Annotated in this window: 19 protein-coding genes and 3 pseudogenes; 10 read left to right on the forward strand and 12 right to left on the reverse strand. The window is 39.3% G+C overall.

Features of this window, described 5'->3' with window-relative positions; genetic code table 11:
• Positions 1-188: 188 nt before the first annotated feature.
• Positions 189-365 (reverse strand): annotated as a pseudogene (locus R5H20_RS01455) (DUF255 domain-containing protein); the annotation flags it as partial.
• Positions 366-594: 229 nt separating this feature from the next.
• On the opposite strand from R5H20_RS01455, the gene R5H20_RS01460 reads away from it, so the two are divergent.
• On the forward strand, positions 595-1,044 hold the full coding sequence (locus R5H20_RS01460) for an AraC family transcriptional regulator (RefSeq protein WP_006640009.1): 450 nt from the start codon (positions 595-597) through the stop codon (positions 1,042-1,044).
• A 296-nt stretch (positions 1,045-1,340) separates the two neighbouring features.
• Here R5H20_RS01460 and R5H20_RS01465 read toward each other — a convergent pair.
• Positions 1,341-1,519, reverse strand: a pseudogene (locus R5H20_RS01465) (DUF255 domain-containing protein); the annotation flags it as partial.
• A 168-nt stretch (positions 1,520-1,687) separates the two neighbouring features.
• Between R5H20_RS01465 and R5H20_RS01470 the strand changes: the two are divergent.
• Positions 1,688-1,996, forward strand: coding sequence for a hypothetical protein (locus tag R5H20_RS01470; RefSeq protein ID WP_006640010.1), 309 nt, complete (start codon positions 1,688-1,690; stop codon positions 1,994-1,996).
• 153 nt (positions 1,997-2,149) lie between these two features.
• On the opposite strand, the gene R5H20_RS01475 is transcribed toward R5H20_RS01470, so the two are convergent.
• Positions 2,150-3,031, reverse strand: a complete 882-nt coding sequence (locus R5H20_RS01475) for an AraC family transcriptional regulator (RefSeq protein ID WP_029419481.1) — start codon at positions 3,029-3,031, stop codon at positions 2,150-2,152.
• 113 nt (positions 3,032-3,144) lie between these two features.
• Between R5H20_RS01475 and R5H20_RS01480 the strand changes: the two are divergent.
• Positions 3,145-4,105: pseudogene (locus tag R5H20_RS01480) on the forward strand (DMT family transporter).
• A gap of 100 nt (positions 4,106-4,205) precedes the next feature.
• Here the strand turns inward: R5H20_RS01480 and R5H20_RS01485 are convergent.
• Entirely contained in the window at positions 4,206-4,367 is a 162-nt protein-coding gene (locus R5H20_RS01485; protein WP_224254507.1) for a DUF255 domain-containing protein, read from the reverse strand.
• A gap of 322 nt (positions 4,368-4,689) precedes the next feature.
• Here R5H20_RS01485 and R5H20_RS01495 point away from each other — a divergent pair, with 322 nt between their 5' ends.
• Positions 4,690-5,025: a winged helix-turn-helix transcriptional regulator gene (locus R5H20_RS01495; RefSeq protein WP_051056704.1), complete on the forward strand. Its 336-nt coding sequence runs from the start codon at positions 4,690-4,692 to the stop codon at positions 5,023-5,025.
• Between the two features lie 95 nt (positions 5,026-5,120).
• Here the strand turns inward: R5H20_RS01495 and R5H20_RS01500 are convergent, their stop codons facing one another.
• The gene (locus R5H20_RS01500) at positions 5,121-6,005 is read right to left on the reverse strand and encodes a carboxylesterase (RefSeq protein WP_006640014.1); all 885 of its coding nucleotides are present in this window, start codon (positions 6,003-6,005) and stop codon (positions 5,121-5,123) included.
• Between the two features lie 306 nt (positions 6,006-6,311).
• Between R5H20_RS01500 and R5H20_RS01505 the strand changes: the two genes are divergently transcribed.
• The gene (locus R5H20_RS01505; protein WP_006640015.1) at positions 6,312-7,535 is read left to right on the forward strand and encodes an MFS transporter; all 1,224 of its coding nucleotides are present in this window, start codon (positions 6,312-6,314) and stop codon (positions 7,533-7,535) included.
• Between the two features lie 539 nt (positions 7,536-8,074).
• Here R5H20_RS01505 and R5H20_RS01510 read toward each other — a convergent pair.
• Together R5H20_RS01510 and R5H20_RS01515 are read right to left on the reverse strand one after the other, a co-directional pair.
• The gene (locus tag R5H20_RS01510) at positions 8,075-9,088 is read right to left on the reverse strand and encodes a zinc-dependent alcohol dehydrogenase family protein (RefSeq protein WP_051056706.1); all 1,014 of its coding nucleotides are present in this window, start codon (positions 9,086-9,088) and stop codon (positions 8,075-8,077) included.
• A gap of 171 nt (positions 9,089-9,259) precedes the next feature.
• Positions 9,260-9,574, reverse strand: a complete 315-nt coding sequence (locus R5H20_RS01515) for a DUF6944 family repetitive protein (protein WP_006640018.1) — start codon at positions 9,572-9,574, stop codon at positions 9,260-9,262.
• A gap of 406 nt (positions 9,575-9,980) precedes the next feature.
• On the opposite strand from R5H20_RS01515, the gene R5H20_RS01520 reads away from it, so the two are divergent.
• A complete protein-coding gene (locus tag R5H20_RS01520; RefSeq protein WP_006640019.1) occupies positions 9,981-10,508 on the forward strand; it encodes a hypothetical protein in 528 nt (175 codons plus the stop codon).
• A gap of 46 nt (positions 10,509-10,554) precedes the next feature.
• Complete coding sequence (locus R5H20_RS01525; protein WP_006640020.1) at positions 10,555-10,710, forward strand: hypothetical protein; 156 nt, start codon at positions 10,555-10,557, stop codon at positions 10,708-10,710.
• Positions 10,711-10,739: 29 nt separating this feature from the next.
• Here the strand turns inward: R5H20_RS01525 and R5H20_RS01530 are convergent, their stop codons facing one another.
• Together R5H20_RS01530 and R5H20_RS01535 are read right to left on the reverse strand one after the other, a co-directional pair.
• Entirely contained in the window at positions 10,740-11,507 is a 768-nt protein-coding gene (locus R5H20_RS01530; protein ID WP_155011495.1) for a class I SAM-dependent methyltransferase, read from the reverse strand.
• 70 nt (positions 11,508-11,577) lie between these two features.
• Positions 11,578-12,117: a GNAT family N-acetyltransferase gene (locus tag R5H20_RS01535; RefSeq protein WP_006640022.1), complete on the reverse strand. Its 540-nt coding sequence runs from the start codon at positions 12,115-12,117 to the stop codon at positions 11,578-11,580.
• Between the two features lie 134 nt (positions 12,118-12,251).
• Here R5H20_RS01535 and R5H20_RS01540 point away from each other — a divergent pair, with 134 nt between their 5' ends.
• Positions 12,252-12,869, forward strand: a complete 618-nt coding sequence (locus R5H20_RS01540; protein WP_006640023.1) for a nitroreductase family protein — start codon at positions 12,252-12,254, stop codon at positions 12,867-12,869.
• A 34-nt stretch (positions 12,870-12,903) separates the two neighbouring features.
• Here the strand turns inward: R5H20_RS01540 and R5H20_RS01545 are convergent, their stop codons facing one another.
• The 3 genes from R5H20_RS01545 to R5H20_RS01555 all read right to left on the reverse strand — a co-directional run bounded on the left by R5H20_RS01545 (position 12,904) and on the right by R5H20_RS01555 (position 15,257).
• Entirely contained in the window at positions 12,904-13,566 is a 663-nt protein-coding gene (locus R5H20_RS01545) for a GntR family transcriptional regulator (protein WP_006640024.1), read from the reverse strand.
• A gap of 103 nt (positions 13,567-13,669) precedes the next feature.
• On the reverse strand, positions 13,670-14,407 hold the full coding sequence (locus tag R5H20_RS01550; protein ID WP_006640025.1) for a sulfite exporter TauE/SafE family protein: 738 nt from the start codon (positions 14,405-14,407) through the stop codon (positions 13,670-13,672).
• 346 nt (positions 14,408-14,753) lie between these two features.
• Positions 14,754-15,257 (reverse strand): DUF1648 domain-containing protein, encoded by a 504-nt coding sequence (locus R5H20_RS01555; RefSeq protein WP_006640026.1) that lies wholly within the window; start codon positions 15,255-15,257, stop codon positions 14,754-14,756.
• A 314-nt stretch (positions 15,258-15,571) separates the two neighbouring features.
• Here R5H20_RS01555 and R5H20_RS01560 point away from each other — a divergent pair, with 314 nt between their 5' ends.
• A complete protein-coding gene (locus R5H20_RS01560; protein WP_006640027.1) occupies positions 15,572-17,206 on the forward strand; it encodes a Na/Pi cotransporter family protein in 1,635 nt (544 codons plus the stop codon).
• 163 nt (positions 17,207-17,369) lie between these two features.
• Positions 17,370-17,630, forward strand: coding sequence for a YiaA/YiaB family inner membrane protein (locus R5H20_RS01565; RefSeq protein ID WP_006640028.1), 261 nt, complete (start codon positions 17,370-17,372; stop codon positions 17,628-17,630).
• The last annotated feature ends 73 nt before the right edge of the window (positions 17,631-17,703 follow it).

Consider the following 17,703-nt stretch of genomic DNA (forward strand, 5'->3'; position numbering starts at 1 on the left):
TGAAAAGAATTACAAGGGTGATACATATTACACATGACTAATATGTATCACCCTTTATTTTTTATGACTTTTTGCGTTTTAGGTATTGATAATGTAAATCAGGGGATATAATTTTTTAGTTTGCTATGATATGTAAGATTAAAATGAAATGATTTAACATGAATTGTTTATTGGTTATTTTAAGAGTCATGGCACCAATGACAACAGCTGTATCCAATACTTACCAATATCGGTTTGTTTTCTTTTTTTGCTTTGTTGAAGGCTTCTTCTCCCCACGGGTGCCAGTCAACAGGATTGTGAGCGTGTTGAAGTAAGTAAGGAGACTTCTCAGCGATTAGTCTATTGGGTTTGTTGTTAGTTGGCATGGAATCACCTTCTTTCTATACAAATTTTTATTCAGTATTGTCTATACATTATTTAATATACCAAAAAACAAGAAGCTTTTGAGGTAATCTCTTCTTTTTTTTATGGATCTTCGGAATATACAGTGGCTAATGGCTTAATTAAACTATATTATAATCAGAATATTTTTAAAAAATAACTTGAAAAACATTTTAAATCGAATTACCTTATCTAAGAAAGGAGGACTAAAATTTGAAAATAACTATTGAAGAATTACCTGAATCAAGGATTGCTTATTTCAGAAATGTTGGGGAGTACGGTGAAAAGCAAAACAAAGAATTAATGGAGACTTTTAAAAAGTGGGCAAAATTGAATGATGTATTTGATAATTCTACAATTTTAGGCATACCGCAAGATAACCCAGAGATTACTCCTAAAGAGGAATGTCGTTATGATGTTTGTGTTGTTATAAATAAAGATTTGAATGTGAAAAAACCAGCTCATGTTGGAGAATTTTCTGGTGGGAAATATGCTGTTTTCTTGCTTGACCATACAAAAGAGGCAGTCAGAGACTTTTGGGGCAATATTTCTTCTGAGATAGAAAGAAATAATCTATCAATAAGAGAACAACCAATTATAGAAAGATATACTCCACAAATGATTGATAATCATTTGTGTGAAATATTAATTCCTATACAGTAAGGAAGCAGGGACATTTCTTTCCCACCTTCTATTTAAAGCGGACAACATTAGACCTACTATGTATTTCAGATCTAACCGCAATTGAAACACCACAAGTGAATGACACATATATGATGTTTGAAGTTTAAGCAGTGGTCCCACTTGAACGTTATCCTGAGCGTGGGTTTCGACATGTCTGAGGAAGATATTAAGGGTCATAGGTTAGAAAAAAGTTTTCAAACTAAGGTTTCTAAAAATTTGCATTAAATTTATTAAAAGGCAGCCGAAACTGGTTGCTTTTTGTGGTTATTTTAAGAGACATGGCACCAGTGACATGTCGAATAGCCGATGCTCACAAGAACCGGCTTGTTTTCGCGTTTCGCTTTTTCAAATGCTTCTACTCCCCACGGGTACCAGTCCACAGGGTTGTGGCGTGTTGAAGTAAGTACGGAGACTTCTCAGCGATTAATCTGTTGGGTTTGCTTTTATTTGGCATGGGATCACCTTCTTTCTGGATAAAGTAAAGTTTATTTAGTTAGCTTACCACAAAAAATAATATATAAACTGTACAAAAAAGTTATATTCATGTTGAATAAATAAATGAAACATTTGAATATCCAAGACGTAATTTATATATCTGATTTCGGGAGGTAGATACGTAAGAATGATTAAAAATATTATTGGAACGGCGCTTATACTCATTAGTTTTATAGTATTTGGAATCAATTGGTTATACCTGGAGCCAAGAGGGTTAGAAGAGATTCCATATTGGATTGTATTTGTAGGTGCTTTGTGTGGAGGTTTTATTAAATACTACAATCCAAATCAGAAAAATACGAGCAAAAATATGAGTAATGGGAATGGAAAGACAAGAAAGATCGGTAAGACCATCGATAATTTTATTGATGCCGTTTCAGGTGATATTGATAGTGGGGATAGAGATCAAAGAATGAATAACAGACCTAAAAAATAGTTTTTGTATTTGGGTGAAGTAGTTGAGTGCATTTAATATAAAAGGAGAAAAATGCCACCAAGGGCTAGTTGAACAGCCTATTAAAAAAATTAGAAGGGAGTACCATAAACAGGGACTCCCTTTATTTTCAAATCGTAGAATAAACCTTTTCAATTAATGCTTCATATGAATTTTTTTGTATGATAAAGGTGTCATATTCATAGCTTGTTGAAATTTACTTATGAAATAACTGGTGCTGTTAAATCCAACTTGATAGGACACTTCTGTAACATTGGTTTCCGGGTGCTGCAGTAACAATAAGCTTTTTTGGATTCTATAATCCATTACATAACGTAACGGCGTCTTATTCAGCATTCGTCTAAAATAACGGCAGCACTCAGAACGGCTCAATTGGCCAGCTTTTGCAATGTCCTCTAATGTAATTTTTTCAGCATAATGGAGGTGTATCCAATTTAACATTTGTTTCATTCGATTACTTTTTATTCTTTCTGATTGATCGTACTCTAATTGAAATCCATTAACGATTAGGTTTTTCCATATCAAAGTTAATTGAGTGGTAATGTCGATTTCATATAGCGGTGTTTTTTGTTTAACCAATTGGTTTATTTTTTTTACAGCTTTTAGAATATTGTTAGCCCAAATTTGATTTCCATCCAAAAATAAATAGGATAAATTGGTTGAAAACATATAGGGCTGAACATAGCTTGAATACAGTTCTTCAGCTAAAACGAAATGGGGTGAAACATTTAAGCAAATATACGTACAATCCGAGCCATCCTTTTCTTCTGCCATGTGCAGGCAGCCACTATTGATAAATAATCCATCCCCTTCTTGAACCCCTATTTTTTCTTCATTTATTTGAAAGACAGCTACCCCTTTTAGTATCAAAACAAATTGAATTTCGTCATGCCAATGTAGCGGTATATAGCCATTTATATTTTGATTGATCCTTGTCTCGTAACATGCAACTGGTAATTCTACTGTTCGATGCTCTGTTAATTCTTTTAAGTTTTGATCAATCATAAAATTTTTTATTTGCACTTTCTCACCTCAATATATTTATATTTTTTCATTCGATTTGAGTATTTTTTATGAGAATATGCATTTATTATAACACTATTATTATATTTATTAGTGAGGAGTCATGTATGAATACTTCCAAAAGAAGAATGGGATTGTTCTATGTTATAACAGGGGCGACATGTTGGGGAATTGGGGGTACAGTAGCAAAAAAACTTTTTCAAGATGATCAAGTTGATGTGAATTGGTTTGTCACGATACGCTTGCTTATTGCCGGCATTTTACTGTTGATGCTCCAATTATTCAGAAAGGACCGGTCTCAGATTATTGAGGTTTGGAAAAACAAAGCGTCAGCTTGTCAGCTTATTATTTTTGGGTTGTTCGGAATGCTTGCTGTGCAGTACACATATATGGCATCCATTCAACATGGGAATGCTGCTGTTGCTACATTATTACAATATTTATCCCCTGTAATGGTTATTCTTTACTCGCTGTTACGAAAACTAACTGTTCTTACAAAACAAGATGTCATAACAGTTTTACTTGCTCTGGCGGGATGCTTTTTTTTACTAACAAACGGTTCAATCTCTCAACTTTCAGTACCGGAAATTGCAGTAGCATGGGGAGTTTTATCAGGATTCGCAGCAGCTTTTTATACTTTATATGCCGTTGGTTTATTAAATAAATTTGATTCTCTTGTTGTTGTAGGTTGGGCTATGATTATTGGCGGTTTTGCATTAAGTTTTATCCATCCGCCATGGCAAATGGATTTTAAAAGTTTATCCACGGATGCATATGTATATATTATATTTGTTATAGTATTTGGAACAATGATTGCGTTCTGGTTCTTCATAAAAAGTTTGCAAAGCCTTTCACCCAAAGAAACAAGCCTGTTAGGCAGTTTAGAACCGCTATCAGCAGTTGTGACAACTGTCGTTTGGTTAAAAGAACCATTTGGTTTTTTTCAATGGGTGGGTGCTTTCTGCATTATAGGTATAACTTTAATATTGGTTTTAAATAAAGAGCCTTCTATGCAGAGTGAAAAATCTATATTGAAGATCGGGGAATAATGCAAATAAGAATATATAAAAGGATTAATTTAAACGCCAAAGATTAAAAGGAAAAACGAACCTGTGGTATTAACGTTTTGCCGCCCTTAAAGAGGGCTTTTTTTGTAAACAATTTATGGTTACTCTAGCAGACATGCCACCCAGTGGCAAGTCGAATAACCGATGCTCACAAGAACCGGCTTGTTTCGCGTTTCGCTTTTTCGAAGGCTTCTTCGCCCCAGGGAGAACCAGTCGACAGGGTTGAGGGTTGGAGCAAGTACGGAGACTTCTCGGCGATTAATCTATTGGGTTTACCTTCTTTGGATGCTAATTTTTATTCAGTATTGTCTTTACATGATGTAATATACCAAATATCAAAAAAAGACGTCTATTAAGGTTAACTTCTTCTATTTTATCTTATGGAAAGAGAAGCAGATCCAATTGTTTGTACCTTACTATGGCTTTCCATCCTCAGAACAAACTGTTATTACAAGAGCTTCGTCAAATCTTAAGTATTCTTAAGATTTTTCGCCCCTTTTTCTTCAGGTAGTATGATTATAAATTCAAAGCAATGGGGAGATTTAAATATGAAACGTCTGTCATTCTTATTCCAATATATAGTTCATCCAAGAACTGTTGGCGCCGTCCTTCCCAGCTCAAGGTTTCTTGGAGATAAAATGCCTTATTTTGTGGTATTTGGGCCAAAGAAATATGCGCTTTGGAGAATTAAAAAGAGCTTTACCGCAAATTACGCAAAAAATGTTAACAAAGCAGCTTAGGGAATTAGAAGAGGACGGTATAGTCAATCGATTTGTTTATCATCAGGCACCGCCTAAAGTAGAATACTCTCTTTCTGAAATCGGCCAAAGCCTTTTGCCCATTTTAAGCACTTTGTCTGATTGGGGAGCCTCCTATGCGGAACAGGCTGAATCTAAAAATTATTCCCGCGATAAAAAATAGAGCCTATAAGAGACTCTATTTCTATATTATAAAAATTCTTTTAATATCCAGAATACGAATTGCCATTGAGGGCTCTTTGACAACAAGACAGCGGTTCATTTACTAAAAAAATCCAATACACGTTCGTTTACGTATTGAGGCTGTTCCATTGATAGAACGTGGCCGGCTTGTTTTATGATTTCCGCTTCCATACCAGGAACGAGTGCAGAAGCACGATGTAAGGCAGATTGCGGGTCGTAAATGACTTCATGTTCACCCAGCAATAATAGAATAGGCACTTTTACGGACCTTAATTCGTCGTCAGTGAAAACATACGGAAATCCGTCGGCTTTAGGCTTTGGCTGTCTAGATCTATCCTGCCACATCACGCCTGTATGAAACTGCTCTACAAAAATGGGGTGTAACAGATTACGATCTGCCATCATCCACTTTAAGAAATTTTCTACTCCATCAGGTTCTGCAAGGCTAAGGGCGTATTGATAGAAATCGTGATGAAATGGGAAAAACGTTTCCGCGGGACTAAGGATTGCTGCGCTTTCTACTCTCTCTGATGCACGTAAAATGAAGTTCATGGTGTGAAGCCCGCCAAGCGAAAGTCCAATCATGTGCGACTTTTCGATCTCTAGAGCGTCAAACACATCAAGAAGCCACTCGGCGTAACCCGCTCTCGTGCCACATAAATCTGCAGGGATGCTTTTGTTCATGTCACCTATGATATCGATTGCATATGTTCGGTATTTGCTGCTCCAATCTGTGATATTGGGATACCACATAGTAGAGCTGAATAATGCGCCGTGAAGCAGCACTAGCGGCGGGGCATCCTCAGGTCCGCTTGCAATAATATGCGTTTGGCCGAAACGGGTAGATACGTAGAAAGCTTTGTAGTGAACTGGCCAGAGACCAAGGCTTTCTTCATAAGCTTGAAAATAGCGAATGCCGCTGTCACTTAAATTAGGGGTAATCGGTGAATGGTTTGACATAAAAATTTCCCTCCCAATCCTCTTTAAATGTGTCGTTACGTGCAGGCGAGTCTGTTATTCTGTATAACAGACTTTATTTATAATGTAATACAGATTTTATTTAATGTAAAACATTAATACATCAAAGGGATTATTTTATTAAAACAGAATTGTTAAAATTAATACAACAGATATTTTGACGGTTTCGTTTTTCACCATATTAAACCAGCTCTCTTATCCTATTCTTTAAGGATCGAGTCCTTTCTTTCCCTTTTTTGCTTTTAGATGTTTTAATATGTTATATTCCTTTGAGGGGAAGGGATATTTATGAAAAAAGGCTATTATTCTATTTTATTTAGCCAGACCACTACAAATTTAGGATTTTCTCTATATACGATGGCAGTCATTTCATTTTTGTACAACATGACGAACTCTACAACAATCGCCTCTCTCGTGACATTCATCAGCATTATGTTTCGTATTATTGGAAGCACTGCATTGCCGTTGGCAACAACTCGATTCAATCTTCGTCTTATATTAATGATTTCTCAACTTATACAAATTGTTTTGTTAGTATGTCTAATTTATTTTCTTTTACAGACCTATTCTTTTGAAATGATGGTTTTGGTTTTCATGATGATTGGCGGCATTTCTTTTTTTAATGGGTGGTTTGCGCCTTTAAAAGGTGCGTTGATTGGCGAAATCATCCCTCTTGATGAAAGGGTGAAAGCAAATGGATTATTATCTGCAGTGGATCAGACTTTTCAGTTTGCAGGTTGGTCGCTGGGAGGTCTTATCATCGCCTTTTTAGGAGAAGGATACACGATGATCATCACGATCCTTTTGTTGGTGGTTTCGCTTTTTTTTATTATGTTTTGCCTGAGAACAAAACAACCTGCTGCTATAATCGAAAAAAGGACTCCCTATAAAAGTGTAATAAGCGGTTGGAAATACTTATTTAAACAAAAGAAGCTAAGAACAATCATCATAATGGATGTCATCGAGTCATGGGCGGGAATGATTTGGATAGGGTCTGTCTCGTTAGCTTTTGTAAACGAAGCATTACATAAAGGCGAATCGTGGTGGGGCTATATTAATGGAGCATATTATTTAGGATCGATGATCGGAGGATTTGTCATTTATAAACTTTCGGGCAGATTCCAACATCAGTTAATAAATTTGATGTTAATTGGTGCTATCTCATATGGAGTGCTAACTTTAATATATGGTTTTATAAGCAGCGCATACGTAGCTCTTTTACTGGTTATCTTTATGGGTCCGGCATATATCCTGAGAGATTTGACACAGGAAACATTTATTCAGAACATCACAACCGAGGAAACACGGGTAAACATCATGTCTGCCAGATCAGCTCTCGTGCAGTTGATTTTTATGTTTTCCATTCTGGGTATCGGGGTTATTTCAGATTTGGCTGGCGTACGATTCGTTTATATGTCAGCAGGTATTCTTTTGCTGGCGTCGGCTTTATATGGATTTTCGCAATTACTATTCAAGAAAAAATTCAATTACAATAAACAGAGCAGTGTTTAACGAATTCCTAGACGGCCAGATCAATCGAGACTTGTTGTAAAAGGATGAGAAGAAAATTGTATGCAAAAACCTAACCAAGCAGTTAGGTTTTTTGTTCGTATCCTGATGTGCATCTATTCGTCTATCGCTTCGCAACTGGACTCCCAATTTTTATAAATAGTTGAGAGGCGCCCCAACTTAACCATGATACGAGAACAGGGATGCTATTTTCATGTACAACCCAATATTCCCAACGCCTTTTTAGAGAGTTTACATAAATTCCCGATTTTTTCATTGTTTGCATGCCGCTTCCCCTAAAATCCTCCTGATTACTTAACTTTTTCAAACGATAAATTGCATTGATAGGAAACATGGTCATATTAAGAACTGAAGAAATCAGATAACCCTTGAGCAATTCCATTGGCTGCTTTATTTGGTACGTTTCCGACTGTATAGCTGATTCTTCATTGGGATTTAAGTTCCACTTTTATATATGGTGCTGCTATCAGAGGATAAGTAATAGCATTCATTTAGGCTGTGCTTTTCTATTTAAAAAAGTTTCAGCTTGTTAAAAACACTTTACCTTTTATGATTGCAGAGCTTTCGAGAGCCTGTTTTATGTTTGACAAGTCATATAGAGAATGCTCCTTCAGCAAAGATAGTTTTTTATCATTTATGAGATGAATCAATTGATCAAAGGTATTTTGCCATTTTTCGATTGGGACGTTGCTATTCCAATGTCTTAAATGAAATATATTGGCGTTGACCTTTGCTTTTTTTATAATATCCGCCCAATTCACCTGAATCCCTGATAATAGGCCAATGGTTAAAAAATGGCCATTTGGACGCACGCAAAAAGCTAAGCCGTTTCCTGATGCCCCTCCGATCGAATCTATCGCCGCATCCGCACCTTTTCCATTTGTTATATCCATAACAGCATCATAGAGCGGACTTGTAGAGGTATCTACAACATCGGATGCTCCAAGCATGAGCAAATCTTCAGTATGTTTATTGTTTCTAGTAACCGCAATCAATCGGAAACCGAAAACCTTTGATAATTGTGCAAAAATACGTCCGATCGAAGAGCCGCATGCATTAACCAACAAAATATCATGAGGTTTCAGCTTTAAGACTTCAGTACAAACAATCCAAGCAGTAACCGGATTAATATATAGCTGGGATGCTGTTAGATCATCAATATGGTCCGGTATAGTTATTGCAAGATCAGCAGATGTCTTAACATATTCTTGCCAAGTGCCTTCTCCGCGCAAAGGCAACACACGTTTGCCGATGAAGTCCTGTGAAACGGAAGAACCTGCATCTTCTACGATACCGACACCTTCATAACCTGGAATCATTGGCAAAGAGACTCGATGAGCATAAGCTCCTGTAATGGGTATTAAATCAGAAGGGTTTATGGGCCTTGCTATCATCCGCACGAGCACTTCATCGTGTTTAGGGGGTTCAATCGTTTTATGTTCGACGGTTAGAACATCTTTCGGGTTGCCAAACTCATAGCATGTAACACACTTTGCATCCAAAGCTTTTATCTCCTTCAGTCGTATTTTTTTCATTATATCACTCGGTTGTTTTAACAAACATACATGTGCTGACTGCTGCTGTATAGTAATCTCCGGAATCTTGCGAATGAGGCAATCAACATGTCCTTAAATTGTGCAGGCGGGGGATATCAGAGGTATTCAGGGTGAACGGAATCAGGTATCGTGAATGAGATACAAAGATGCTCAATCGTTTTCGGCAACAACTTCAATCACATTTCCAATTGATTGGATGAGCGGACCTAAGGCTTCTAAATTGACTCCTTTTTTATCTTTTGCAATCTTGCCTTGTATTTCGGCCAAAGCAGCCTGAATTGAATTCGCTATGGCTTGGATCATATTGCCCGAATTCTGTAATTCAATTCCTTCTTTTTTGTCTTTTTCTTCTTTCGATAAATATTTCGTTTGCCCAATGGCTTGAAGATAGGACCCGTAAGCTTGTATCCATGAGCTTATTGCATTTAGTTCATCAATTAATTCTTCTAATTCTTGTTTTTTCATTTGATCCCCCCTTTTTTCAGTTTAATTCAATATAATCGACAATTGATATTTTGGACTAGGTGTTTAAGTCGTCTTTTTCTTTTTCCGCATTTACCGCTAGGTATGTATTCTGGTTTTTCTTGTCATGTTGTCCAAGCAGCCGATGTTGATAAGGACGGGCTTGTTTTTCGCGCGTTGCTTTTTCGAATGCATTTTAAGCCATCTTTGCCTCATAGGATGATAGGCCATTATACTTCAAAACAATAAATTTTTACATAAAAACAGCACAAAAGTTTTGTTAAAATGGAAACTCTCTCTACTAAAATAGGCTTATTTTATTTGTTTTTCCATTTTTCTTCCGGGATTCTATGGAAACAATGTATCGTTTATGTTAAATTGTGTTTCTATATTAGAAAGGAGCCTATCCATGAAAAAGCAGATCGTATTGATTGTATCTTTCGCTTTGTTATTGACTCTATTTATGAATGCAACTGCTGCGGCTCAAGCTGAAGAATCCAAACGTGTAGGAACGATTGAAAAGATTAATGACAGTGAACTTAAATTAACATTAGATCATGCTGAGGCTATGATAAATCCAAAAGGAGAAGCAACAATAATTGATAGTGTTACTGGAGAAAGAGAGACTTTGCCGACGAGTACTGTAGATAAACATCATCATCCGGTGGATTTAGATTATGAAAAAACCGGCAATGGCCTATTAGTAAAGGTGATTAAAAAGAACAGCGGCAATATGTTTCACACTCAATCAGTTGCAAAATGTATCCTTGGCACATCCGGGGGAGTGGTTACGGGTGCCGGTACAGGAGGATTAGCAGGAGCAGCTGTTGGAACAGTAACAATTCCTGTTGTCGGAACGGTTAGTGCTGGTCTTGTCGGTACCATTGTTGGCGGTGTTGGCGGAGGACTAACGGGTGCTGCAGCATCTTGTTTTTAACAAGGGGAAGTACAGTTTAATCTAGTATGTTAAAAGGTGATGTCAGATGAATAGATTAATATTGCCTTCTATAATTGTCATTTTCATTTTGTGGATTTTATTGCAAATCGCTTTGAATCTGAATATTTTTGAAAATCCTTTAAACTATTGCATTGTAATCGTCGTATTATTCCTGTTTATCAAGTTGGTAAAAGAAAAATAACGTTCATGAAGCAGGCGAAGCCGCCTGCTTTAAAAGTTTGTTAGGTTTCTTAATTTAAAAACAATAAAATCAGGGCATCTCAGATCCTCTTCAAATGAAGGGTATTTTTTTAGCATTTCTTTTGAGGGCTTTGGTTCCAAGACGCTTTCTATATGGAAGCCTGTTTTGTTGATCGTATTAATGTAGCTTGTCAATGTTCGATGGAAGAACAGCATGTTTTCCTGATCGCCAAGCTTTTGTTCGTACACCCCTTCATAAAAATACTGATCTACATTCCAATGCAGCTTTTTGCCGTCGTGTGTTTTCTCCCAGCCGCTTTCAGGAGTCACAAAACAAGGGTGTAAAATCGAAAAAATAAAACAGCCCCCAGCCGCGAGTAAGCGATGCATTTCTTGAAAGGCTTGTTCATAATCGGCGAGGTCTTGAATCACCATGTTGGACACGATCAATTCAAAGCTGTTATCTTCTAAAAAATGCAAGTCCTCACAATTGCCCTGTCTATAATGAATGGATAAGTCGTGTGGGGTTCTGTCCATGGCGATTTCTATCATTCTTGGCAAATAATCGACTGCTGTCACAGATGCCCCGGACTTGGCCAGCATTCTGCTTAAATACCCTTCGCCGCAACCTGCATCTAAGACTTTTTTATTCTTTACCGAATCAATGAGAGAAAATATAGCGGGGTTTAAGAACACTTCTTTATGAATGTCTCCTTGCTCGGTATGGTTTGCGGCATATGCATCGGCAAATCGATCCCATCTTTTTATCGCTTCTTCTGTCCCTGCATTCTTTTTCATCTTTTTCTTCCTCCTTTCACACATAGCATGAGAGTGATGGACAATAAGTGTTCATCACTCCTTTTTAGACTCAAAACGTTAAATACCAGTAAAGTGCAATTTCATCTTTGTGCTGATCAATGCCTTTATACAAGAATAGATCAAATCCGCCGATTTCAAATCCGCAGCTTTCATAAAATCGGCACGCCTTCACATTGTTGTTTTGCGTTTCCAGCGTGATCCCAGCAAGGCCCTTTTCCTGCGCCCAGCGTTTGACTTGTTCAATTAATTTCCGCCCGATTCCATGCCGTCTAAACTTTGGATCGACCTTGATGTCCTCAATATAGGCATATTCATTCCAATAGCGCCTGACCGCGACTTGTCCTGCGGGCTGATTGTCGAAAAACGCTAAATAAACGGCTTGATCGGGGTTGTCGAGATATGCGGAGTAATCGGCGGGCTCTGACTCATCCGTGTAGCTTTTTTCGCAGCTTTGGATCGGCTTCACAGAATAGCGGATTCTATTTCCCTCAAGCGTTAGAAGAAGAATCGAGTCTACGATAAAACTGTCATCGATTTCGGGCAGCCGGCCTAGATCTTCGCATGTCATTTTCCTAATTGTTATGTCCATGTTCGGAGTTCACCTCATCTTCCATCATCGTATCATAAGAGCGAAGTGGGCGCCTCTAAACAATAAGGAGCCTGTCGCCGATCATATAAGTAAGGAAACCGATTGGAAAAGTATAGATGAATGGAGTTTTGAGAATGGAATTTAACGAGCTTATTGAAACGCGTCACTCCGCAAATAATTTTCTGGAAGATGTTCAAATAACGGTGAAAGATTTGGAGCTTATCTTTGAAGATATCAAGCTTGCGCCTTCGGCGTTCAATTTACAGCACGCAGAGTATAAAGTGGTATTGGATAAGGATTTAAAAGAAAAGGTAAGGGAAGCTGCATACGGCCAATATAAAGTGCATTCAGCTTCTGCCGTGATTTTAGTGACGGGAGACCGCTACGCCTACCGGCAAACGGAAAAAATCAACGAAGGCATGAGGGATTTGGGAATCATTAAGGACTTTGAGCTGCAGGAAATGATCGAAAACAATACCCATTTTTATGAGTCTCGCGGGGAACAATTCATGAAGGAAGAGGCGATTCGCAATGCTTCTCTTTCCGCGATGATGTTTATGCTCGCCGCCAAGAACCGGGGATGGGACACATGCCCGATGATAGGATTTGACAGCGATCAAGTTCGCGATCTGCTGAAGATTCCGGATACACATGAAATCGTCCTCATGATGACAATCGGCAAAGAAAAAGAAAGCAGCCGCCGCTTGAGAGGATATCGCAAGCCGGTGAATGAATTTGTTTCTTTCTATTAAAAATGGGGGGCGGCCGTAAGAAAGGCCGCCCTTGTTATGAGTTATCTTCACATCGATGAGACAACACTCCGACTAAGTGATCGAGATCAAGCTGAAGGTGGTTCACCATCGCTTTTGATGCCTGCTCGTCATCTCTTTGTTTCATATGGTGAAAGATTTCCCGATGCTGCTCCAAAATGGCTTCAGCCCGTTTTTCTCCTTCAAAATTCAAAATACGGAAATAATAGATTAACCCTTCCAAATCATTGAGCTGTTTCCGCAATAGACTGTTTTGTGTATATTGGATAATTAAGTCGTGAAATGTATCATTTAATTCTATGATGGTGCTTTGATCCTTTGATTGAAGGATGGCTTCTTCTGTTTTCCGCAAAACGTCTTCGATCGTTTTCAGTTCCTCCGCCGTTGCAATTCTTGCCGTCAATCCCGCAGCAAATGATTCAAGCGCCATCCGGCAAAAATAGATTTCTTCAACATCTTTTATTGTCGGTTTGTAGACTTTCACTCTTGAGTCAATGACGACAAGCCCTTCTTTTTCCAAAACTCGAATGGCTTCTCTTAAAGGACTTTTACTGACGCCGAGCTCCTTGGCTAATTTTGCTTCAGCGATTCGTTCTCCAGGCTTTAATGTTCCTTCAAAAATCATTCGCTTTATCGCATGGTAGGATTGTTCATAAAACGGTTTTGGTTTTTCAATCACGCTTTCTCATCCTCGTATTCATTCTCATATCGTTTATTTTAACACAGGAGCGGCCATACCCGCTAAAAATGCCCGGCCAACATGCCGGGCGCCTTACGTTCATTTAAAACAAAAGAATAAAGCCGGAAACAGCAGGAGTTAAAAATAACCCCGCTTTCAATACGACTTTCGGCAGGATATTGGTGAATTTCGCCCCGACATAAGCTCCGCACATCGTGCCGATCAGGATTTTGATTAATAGAAGATAATCGACAAATCCTTCTGAAATATAGCCGATCCCGCCGCCCAATGAGAGGGGGATAATGACGAGCATGGTCGTCCCGACTGAATGGCGGATCGATAAGTTCAAAAACATCATCAAACCAATTTGAATGAAAGGGGCGGAGCCGATTCCGAACGTTCCGGACAGAATGCCGGCCACGATTCCCAATACACTGGCTTTTATCCAAAAGCGCAGGTTCATGTCTTGATCCTTTGCATTTTCTTTTAAAAAGAATAACCTGATTAAAATCAAAATGGCTGATAAAAATAACATACCCGCGGTCATGTAATGCAATGAGCTTGCAGGGATCAGGGAGGTCAGCTTGGCTCCGAAAAAGGACCCCGCCGCCGCGAAACAGCCGACAGTTAAGCCGATTTTCAGTTTGATATTGCCTTCCCGAAAGTGGCTGAACGTGCCTGATAAACTGGTAAAGGCCATTCCGGCCAGCGATGTCCCCAAAGCTGTATGAATCGGAATGTGAAACAGCATGGTTAACAGTGCGATGACAAACCCGGCCCCGCCCGCGCCGACAAAGCCGAGCAAAAGGCCAAGCAAAAACATAACGAAAATAATAGACATACGACTCCTCCATGAATACCTGTTTTTCAAATTGTCAAATAGTCGACGGTATTCGGTCGACTGTTTATAAACAAGTACATCTTACTCTATCATGGTGAAATTGACAAGAAGGTCCGTTTCCACGCCAGAATACCCGGTGTTTACATATCGGGCATTGTCTTCGAGATGTCGGGAAACGGCGATACAGGTGGAAATCAACTTTGAACGAACCCCGGGCGGCGGATTTGCCAAACGGGCTGAAAACAGGGGACAACATAAATATTGAAGGAAAGCCGATATGTAAAATAAAAGCACAGAACATATAGCCGAAGCCTCAAAGGCCCTGTCTAAACGGGCCTATTTCAAACTAATGTATCTTTTTTTGTTTGATCAGGCTGGACACAACAAGAAAGCCCGCGGCACATACCGCAATCGGCAGAAACCATTTGCCAAAACCGTTTCCCCAGCCAAGAGCAATCGATACAGATTCGAATAAAATAAGAGCGAATATAATGAGACAGAGGTTTTTAAGCTGATTGACCAGTTTTCGGCTATGTAAATAAAAGCGTTCAGCGTTTGCCTCATTGAACCGTTTAGGATAATTGTATATTTCAGGATGCTTTTCCAACAGCGACATGAATAAGATGATGAGTATTCCAATACCGGGCAGGATGATGAGTTCCCATTTTGATCCCCAGCGGTCTGTTTCACCGAGTACATTAGAATGGACGGGCACTTTTTCGGGAAGCTTGCTCCACATCGAGACTAAAAAGATAATCGACCCGAAGTAAAATAGATAGCCCAGCGTGTTCCAGACCTTTTCGCTTGTTGTCTTCTTAATTTTTGCATTTTCGCCTGATGAATATGACATCTTGCTCCCTCCTTCCTTTTTTATACGGATCAATCTTGAAAAAGTTCGGTCTGTTTTCAAGCGCATGGAAGATTGACGCACCTTTCAGAATCTTATTCACAGCCAAGGGGATTGATAGGCCAAAATCAGCTTCTTCCCTGACAAAAAGCAAGAACAAATGATCAATTTAATCGGTAATGTTAAGGAATTGTAAATCCGAAGCCGCCAATGTTAAGTTATTGTAAATGTTCAATTTGAATCGTTTACATAAGCTTTATCCTCCATCATAATCGTAAGGTGTTTGTAGATTTTTGTCGATATAGGAGGGCAAAACCTTGGAAATAGATGTACAGCAATTGCTGTTTGAATTTATCGGTGGACTCGGTATTTTCTTGCTTGGGATTAAGTTCATGGGAGACGGTCTTCAGAAATCCGCCGGAGATAAACTGAGAGATATTTTGGATCGGTTTACAAGCAACCCTCTGATGGGTGTTTTGGCGGGGATTATCGTGACAGCTTTAATTCAAAGCAGTTCAGGAACGACCGTAATTACCGTGGGTCTCGTCAGCGCCGGATTTATGACTCTTCGTCAGGCGATCGGAGTGATCATGGGCGCGAATATCGGAACGACGATTACCGCGTTTATCATCGGTTTTGACGTTGGTGCATATGCTTTGCCGATTATCGCCATCGGAGCATTTATGCTGTTTTTCTTTAAAAACAAAAAATTGCAGAATCTCGGACAAGTGCTGTTTGGTTTCGGTGCGCTCTTCTACGGTTTGGAATTGATGAGCAGCGGGATGAAGCCCCTCAGGACGGTTGAAGCCTTTCATGATTTAACCGTCAGCATGAGCACAAATCCTATTCTTGGCGTGCTTGTCGGTACTCTTTTCACGGTTCTCGTCCAAAGTTCAAGTGCAACCATCGGTATTCTGCAAGGATTGTTTGCCGATTCATTAATCGATTTAAATGGGGCGCTGCCAGTATTGTTTGGCGATAATATCGGCACGACGATCACCGCTGTATTGGCGTCTCTCGGCGCATCTGTCGCCGCAAAACGGGCGGCGGCTGTACACGTATTATTTAATATTATCGGGACGGCGATTTTCTTAATTTTGCTTAAGCCGTTCACGTCATTCATTTTAATGCTTCAATCTTCGCTTGGGCTTGATCCTAAGATGGTGATTGCGTTTGCCCACGGCATTTTCAACACGACAAATACGCTGATTCAGCTTCCGTTTGTCGGGCTGCTGGCTTTAATTGTCACAAAGCTGATTCCGGGCAAGGATTCGGTATTGGACTATAAAGCGACACATCTTGATCCGCTCTTCATCCAGCAGTCTCCTTCAATCGCCCTCGGCCAGGCGAAAGAAGAAATTTTGCGCATGGGAGAGTTTGCGGTAAAAGGACTTGAGGAGACAAAACAATTTTACAGCACAAAACAGCCGAAGCATGCGCAAAGCGCTTTTCAGATTGAAGATGCCATTAACAATCTTGACCGCAAGATTACGGATTATTTGATTGAGCTGTCAGGTACGACGCTTTCTGAGCAGGAATCTGAAGAGCATCATATGTTCATGGACACCGTCAGGGATATCGAAAGGATCGGCGATCACTTTGAAAACCTGGTGGAGCTTGGCGAGTATCAGCAATCAAACAGGGTCAAGCTTTCAGAAGAGGCGATGGCCGATTTAATGGAAATGCTTGATTTGACGATTTCGACCGTCAAGGAATCCATTGACGCCTTGGGAGAAAAGAATGAAGAAGCAGCAAGACGCGTGATCGAGAAAGAGAATCAAATTGACAAAATGGAGCGCAAGCTGCGCAAAAAGCATATTCTTCGCTTGAATGAGGGGTTATGCACCGGACAAGCCGGCGTTGTGTTCGTCGACATCACCAGCAACCTCGAAAGAATCGGAGACCATGCCGTCAATATCGCTGAAGCTGTTTTAGGAATAGAAAAGCATTAATCCATCAGAAAGCCGGGGGAAAAACCCCGGCTTTTTCATGTTGAATAGGTCTATGTGATTATGCTGTGACATATTTACTAAATTGTGTGTAAAAAGGAATATCATTCTTCTTTTGGGTGGATAAATCAAGTATAATAGTTTTAGTTTTTTAGGAGGTATTAAGATGCAGAAGTATAGACGGAGAAACACAACGGCTTTTACGGTCATGGCATATTTCACATTCTTTGCAGGCGTATTTTTATTTTGTATCGGCCTTTACAATGCCGACAACCTGCAGCTCAATGAAAAAGGCTATTATATCGCTGTGATGATTTTAGTGGCGGTGGGCGCGATTCTGACGCAGAAAGTGACACGGGATAATGCCGAAGACAACGAAATCATCGCCGAGCAGGAGAGACGACAGAATATGTCTAGTGGTGAGTGATATGACGAGGGAAGGCATCGGAGGATGCCTTCTTTTAAAATGTTTTTGTATGGCTGGATTTTTTTCTAAAGTG

Origin of the sequence: Bacillus sp. KICET-3, from assembly GCF_033261025.1 — a bacterium.
Taxonomy (GTDB): domain Bacteria; phylum Bacillota; class Bacilli; order Bacillales; family Bacillaceae; genus Bacillus; species Bacillus sonorensis.

Excerpts from the sequence above, each read along its gene's own strand:
- R5H20_RS01470 (WP_006640010.1), top strand. The coding sequence starts at position 1,688 with ATGATTAAAAATATTATTGGAACGGCGCTTATACTCATTAGTTTTATA.
- R5H20_RS01500 (WP_006640014.1), bottom strand. The coding sequence starts at position 6,005 with ATGTCAAACCATTCACCGATTACCCCTAATTTAAGTGACAGCGGCATT.
- R5H20_RS01505 (WP_006640015.1), top strand. The coding sequence starts at position 6,312 with ATGAAAAAAGGCTATTATTCTATTTTATTTAGCCAGACCACTACAAAT.
- R5H20_RS01510 (WP_051056706.1), bottom strand. The coding sequence starts at position 9,088 with ATGAAAAAAATACGACTGAAGGAGATAAAAGCTTTGGATGCAAAGTGT.
- R5H20_RS01515 (WP_006640018.1), bottom strand. The coding sequence starts at position 9,574 with ATGAAAAAACAAGAATTAGAAGAATTAATTGATGAACTAAATGCAATA.
- R5H20_RS01520 (WP_006640019.1), top strand. The coding sequence starts at position 9,981 with ATGAAAAAGCAGATCGTATTGATTGTATCTTTCGCTTTGTTATTGACT.
- R5H20_RS01525 (WP_006640020.1), top strand. The coding sequence starts at position 10,555 with ATGAATAGATTAATATTGCCTTCTATAATTGTCATTTTCATTTTGTGG.
- R5H20_RS01530 (WP_155011495.1), bottom strand. The coding sequence starts at position 11,507 with ATGAAAAAGAATGCAGGGACAGAAGAAGCGATAAAAAGATGGGATCGA.
- R5H20_RS01535 (WP_006640022.1), bottom strand. The coding sequence starts at position 12,117 with ATGGACATAACAATTAGGAAAATGACATGCGAAGATCTAGGCCGGCTG.
- R5H20_RS01540 (WP_006640023.1), top strand. The coding sequence starts at position 12,252 with ATGGAATTTAACGAGCTTATTGAAACGCGTCACTCCGCAAATAATTTT.
- R5H20_RS01550 (WP_006640025.1), bottom strand. The coding sequence starts at position 14,407 with ATGTCTATTATTTTCGTTATGTTTTTGCTTGGCCTTTTGCTCGGCTTT.
- R5H20_RS01555 (WP_006640026.1), bottom strand. The coding sequence starts at position 15,257 with ATGTCATATTCATCAGGCGAAAATGCAAAAATTAAGAAGACAACAAGC.
- R5H20_RS01565 (WP_006640028.1), top strand. The coding sequence starts at position 17,370 with ATGCAGAAGTATAGACGGAGAAACACAACGGCTTTTACGGTCATGGCA.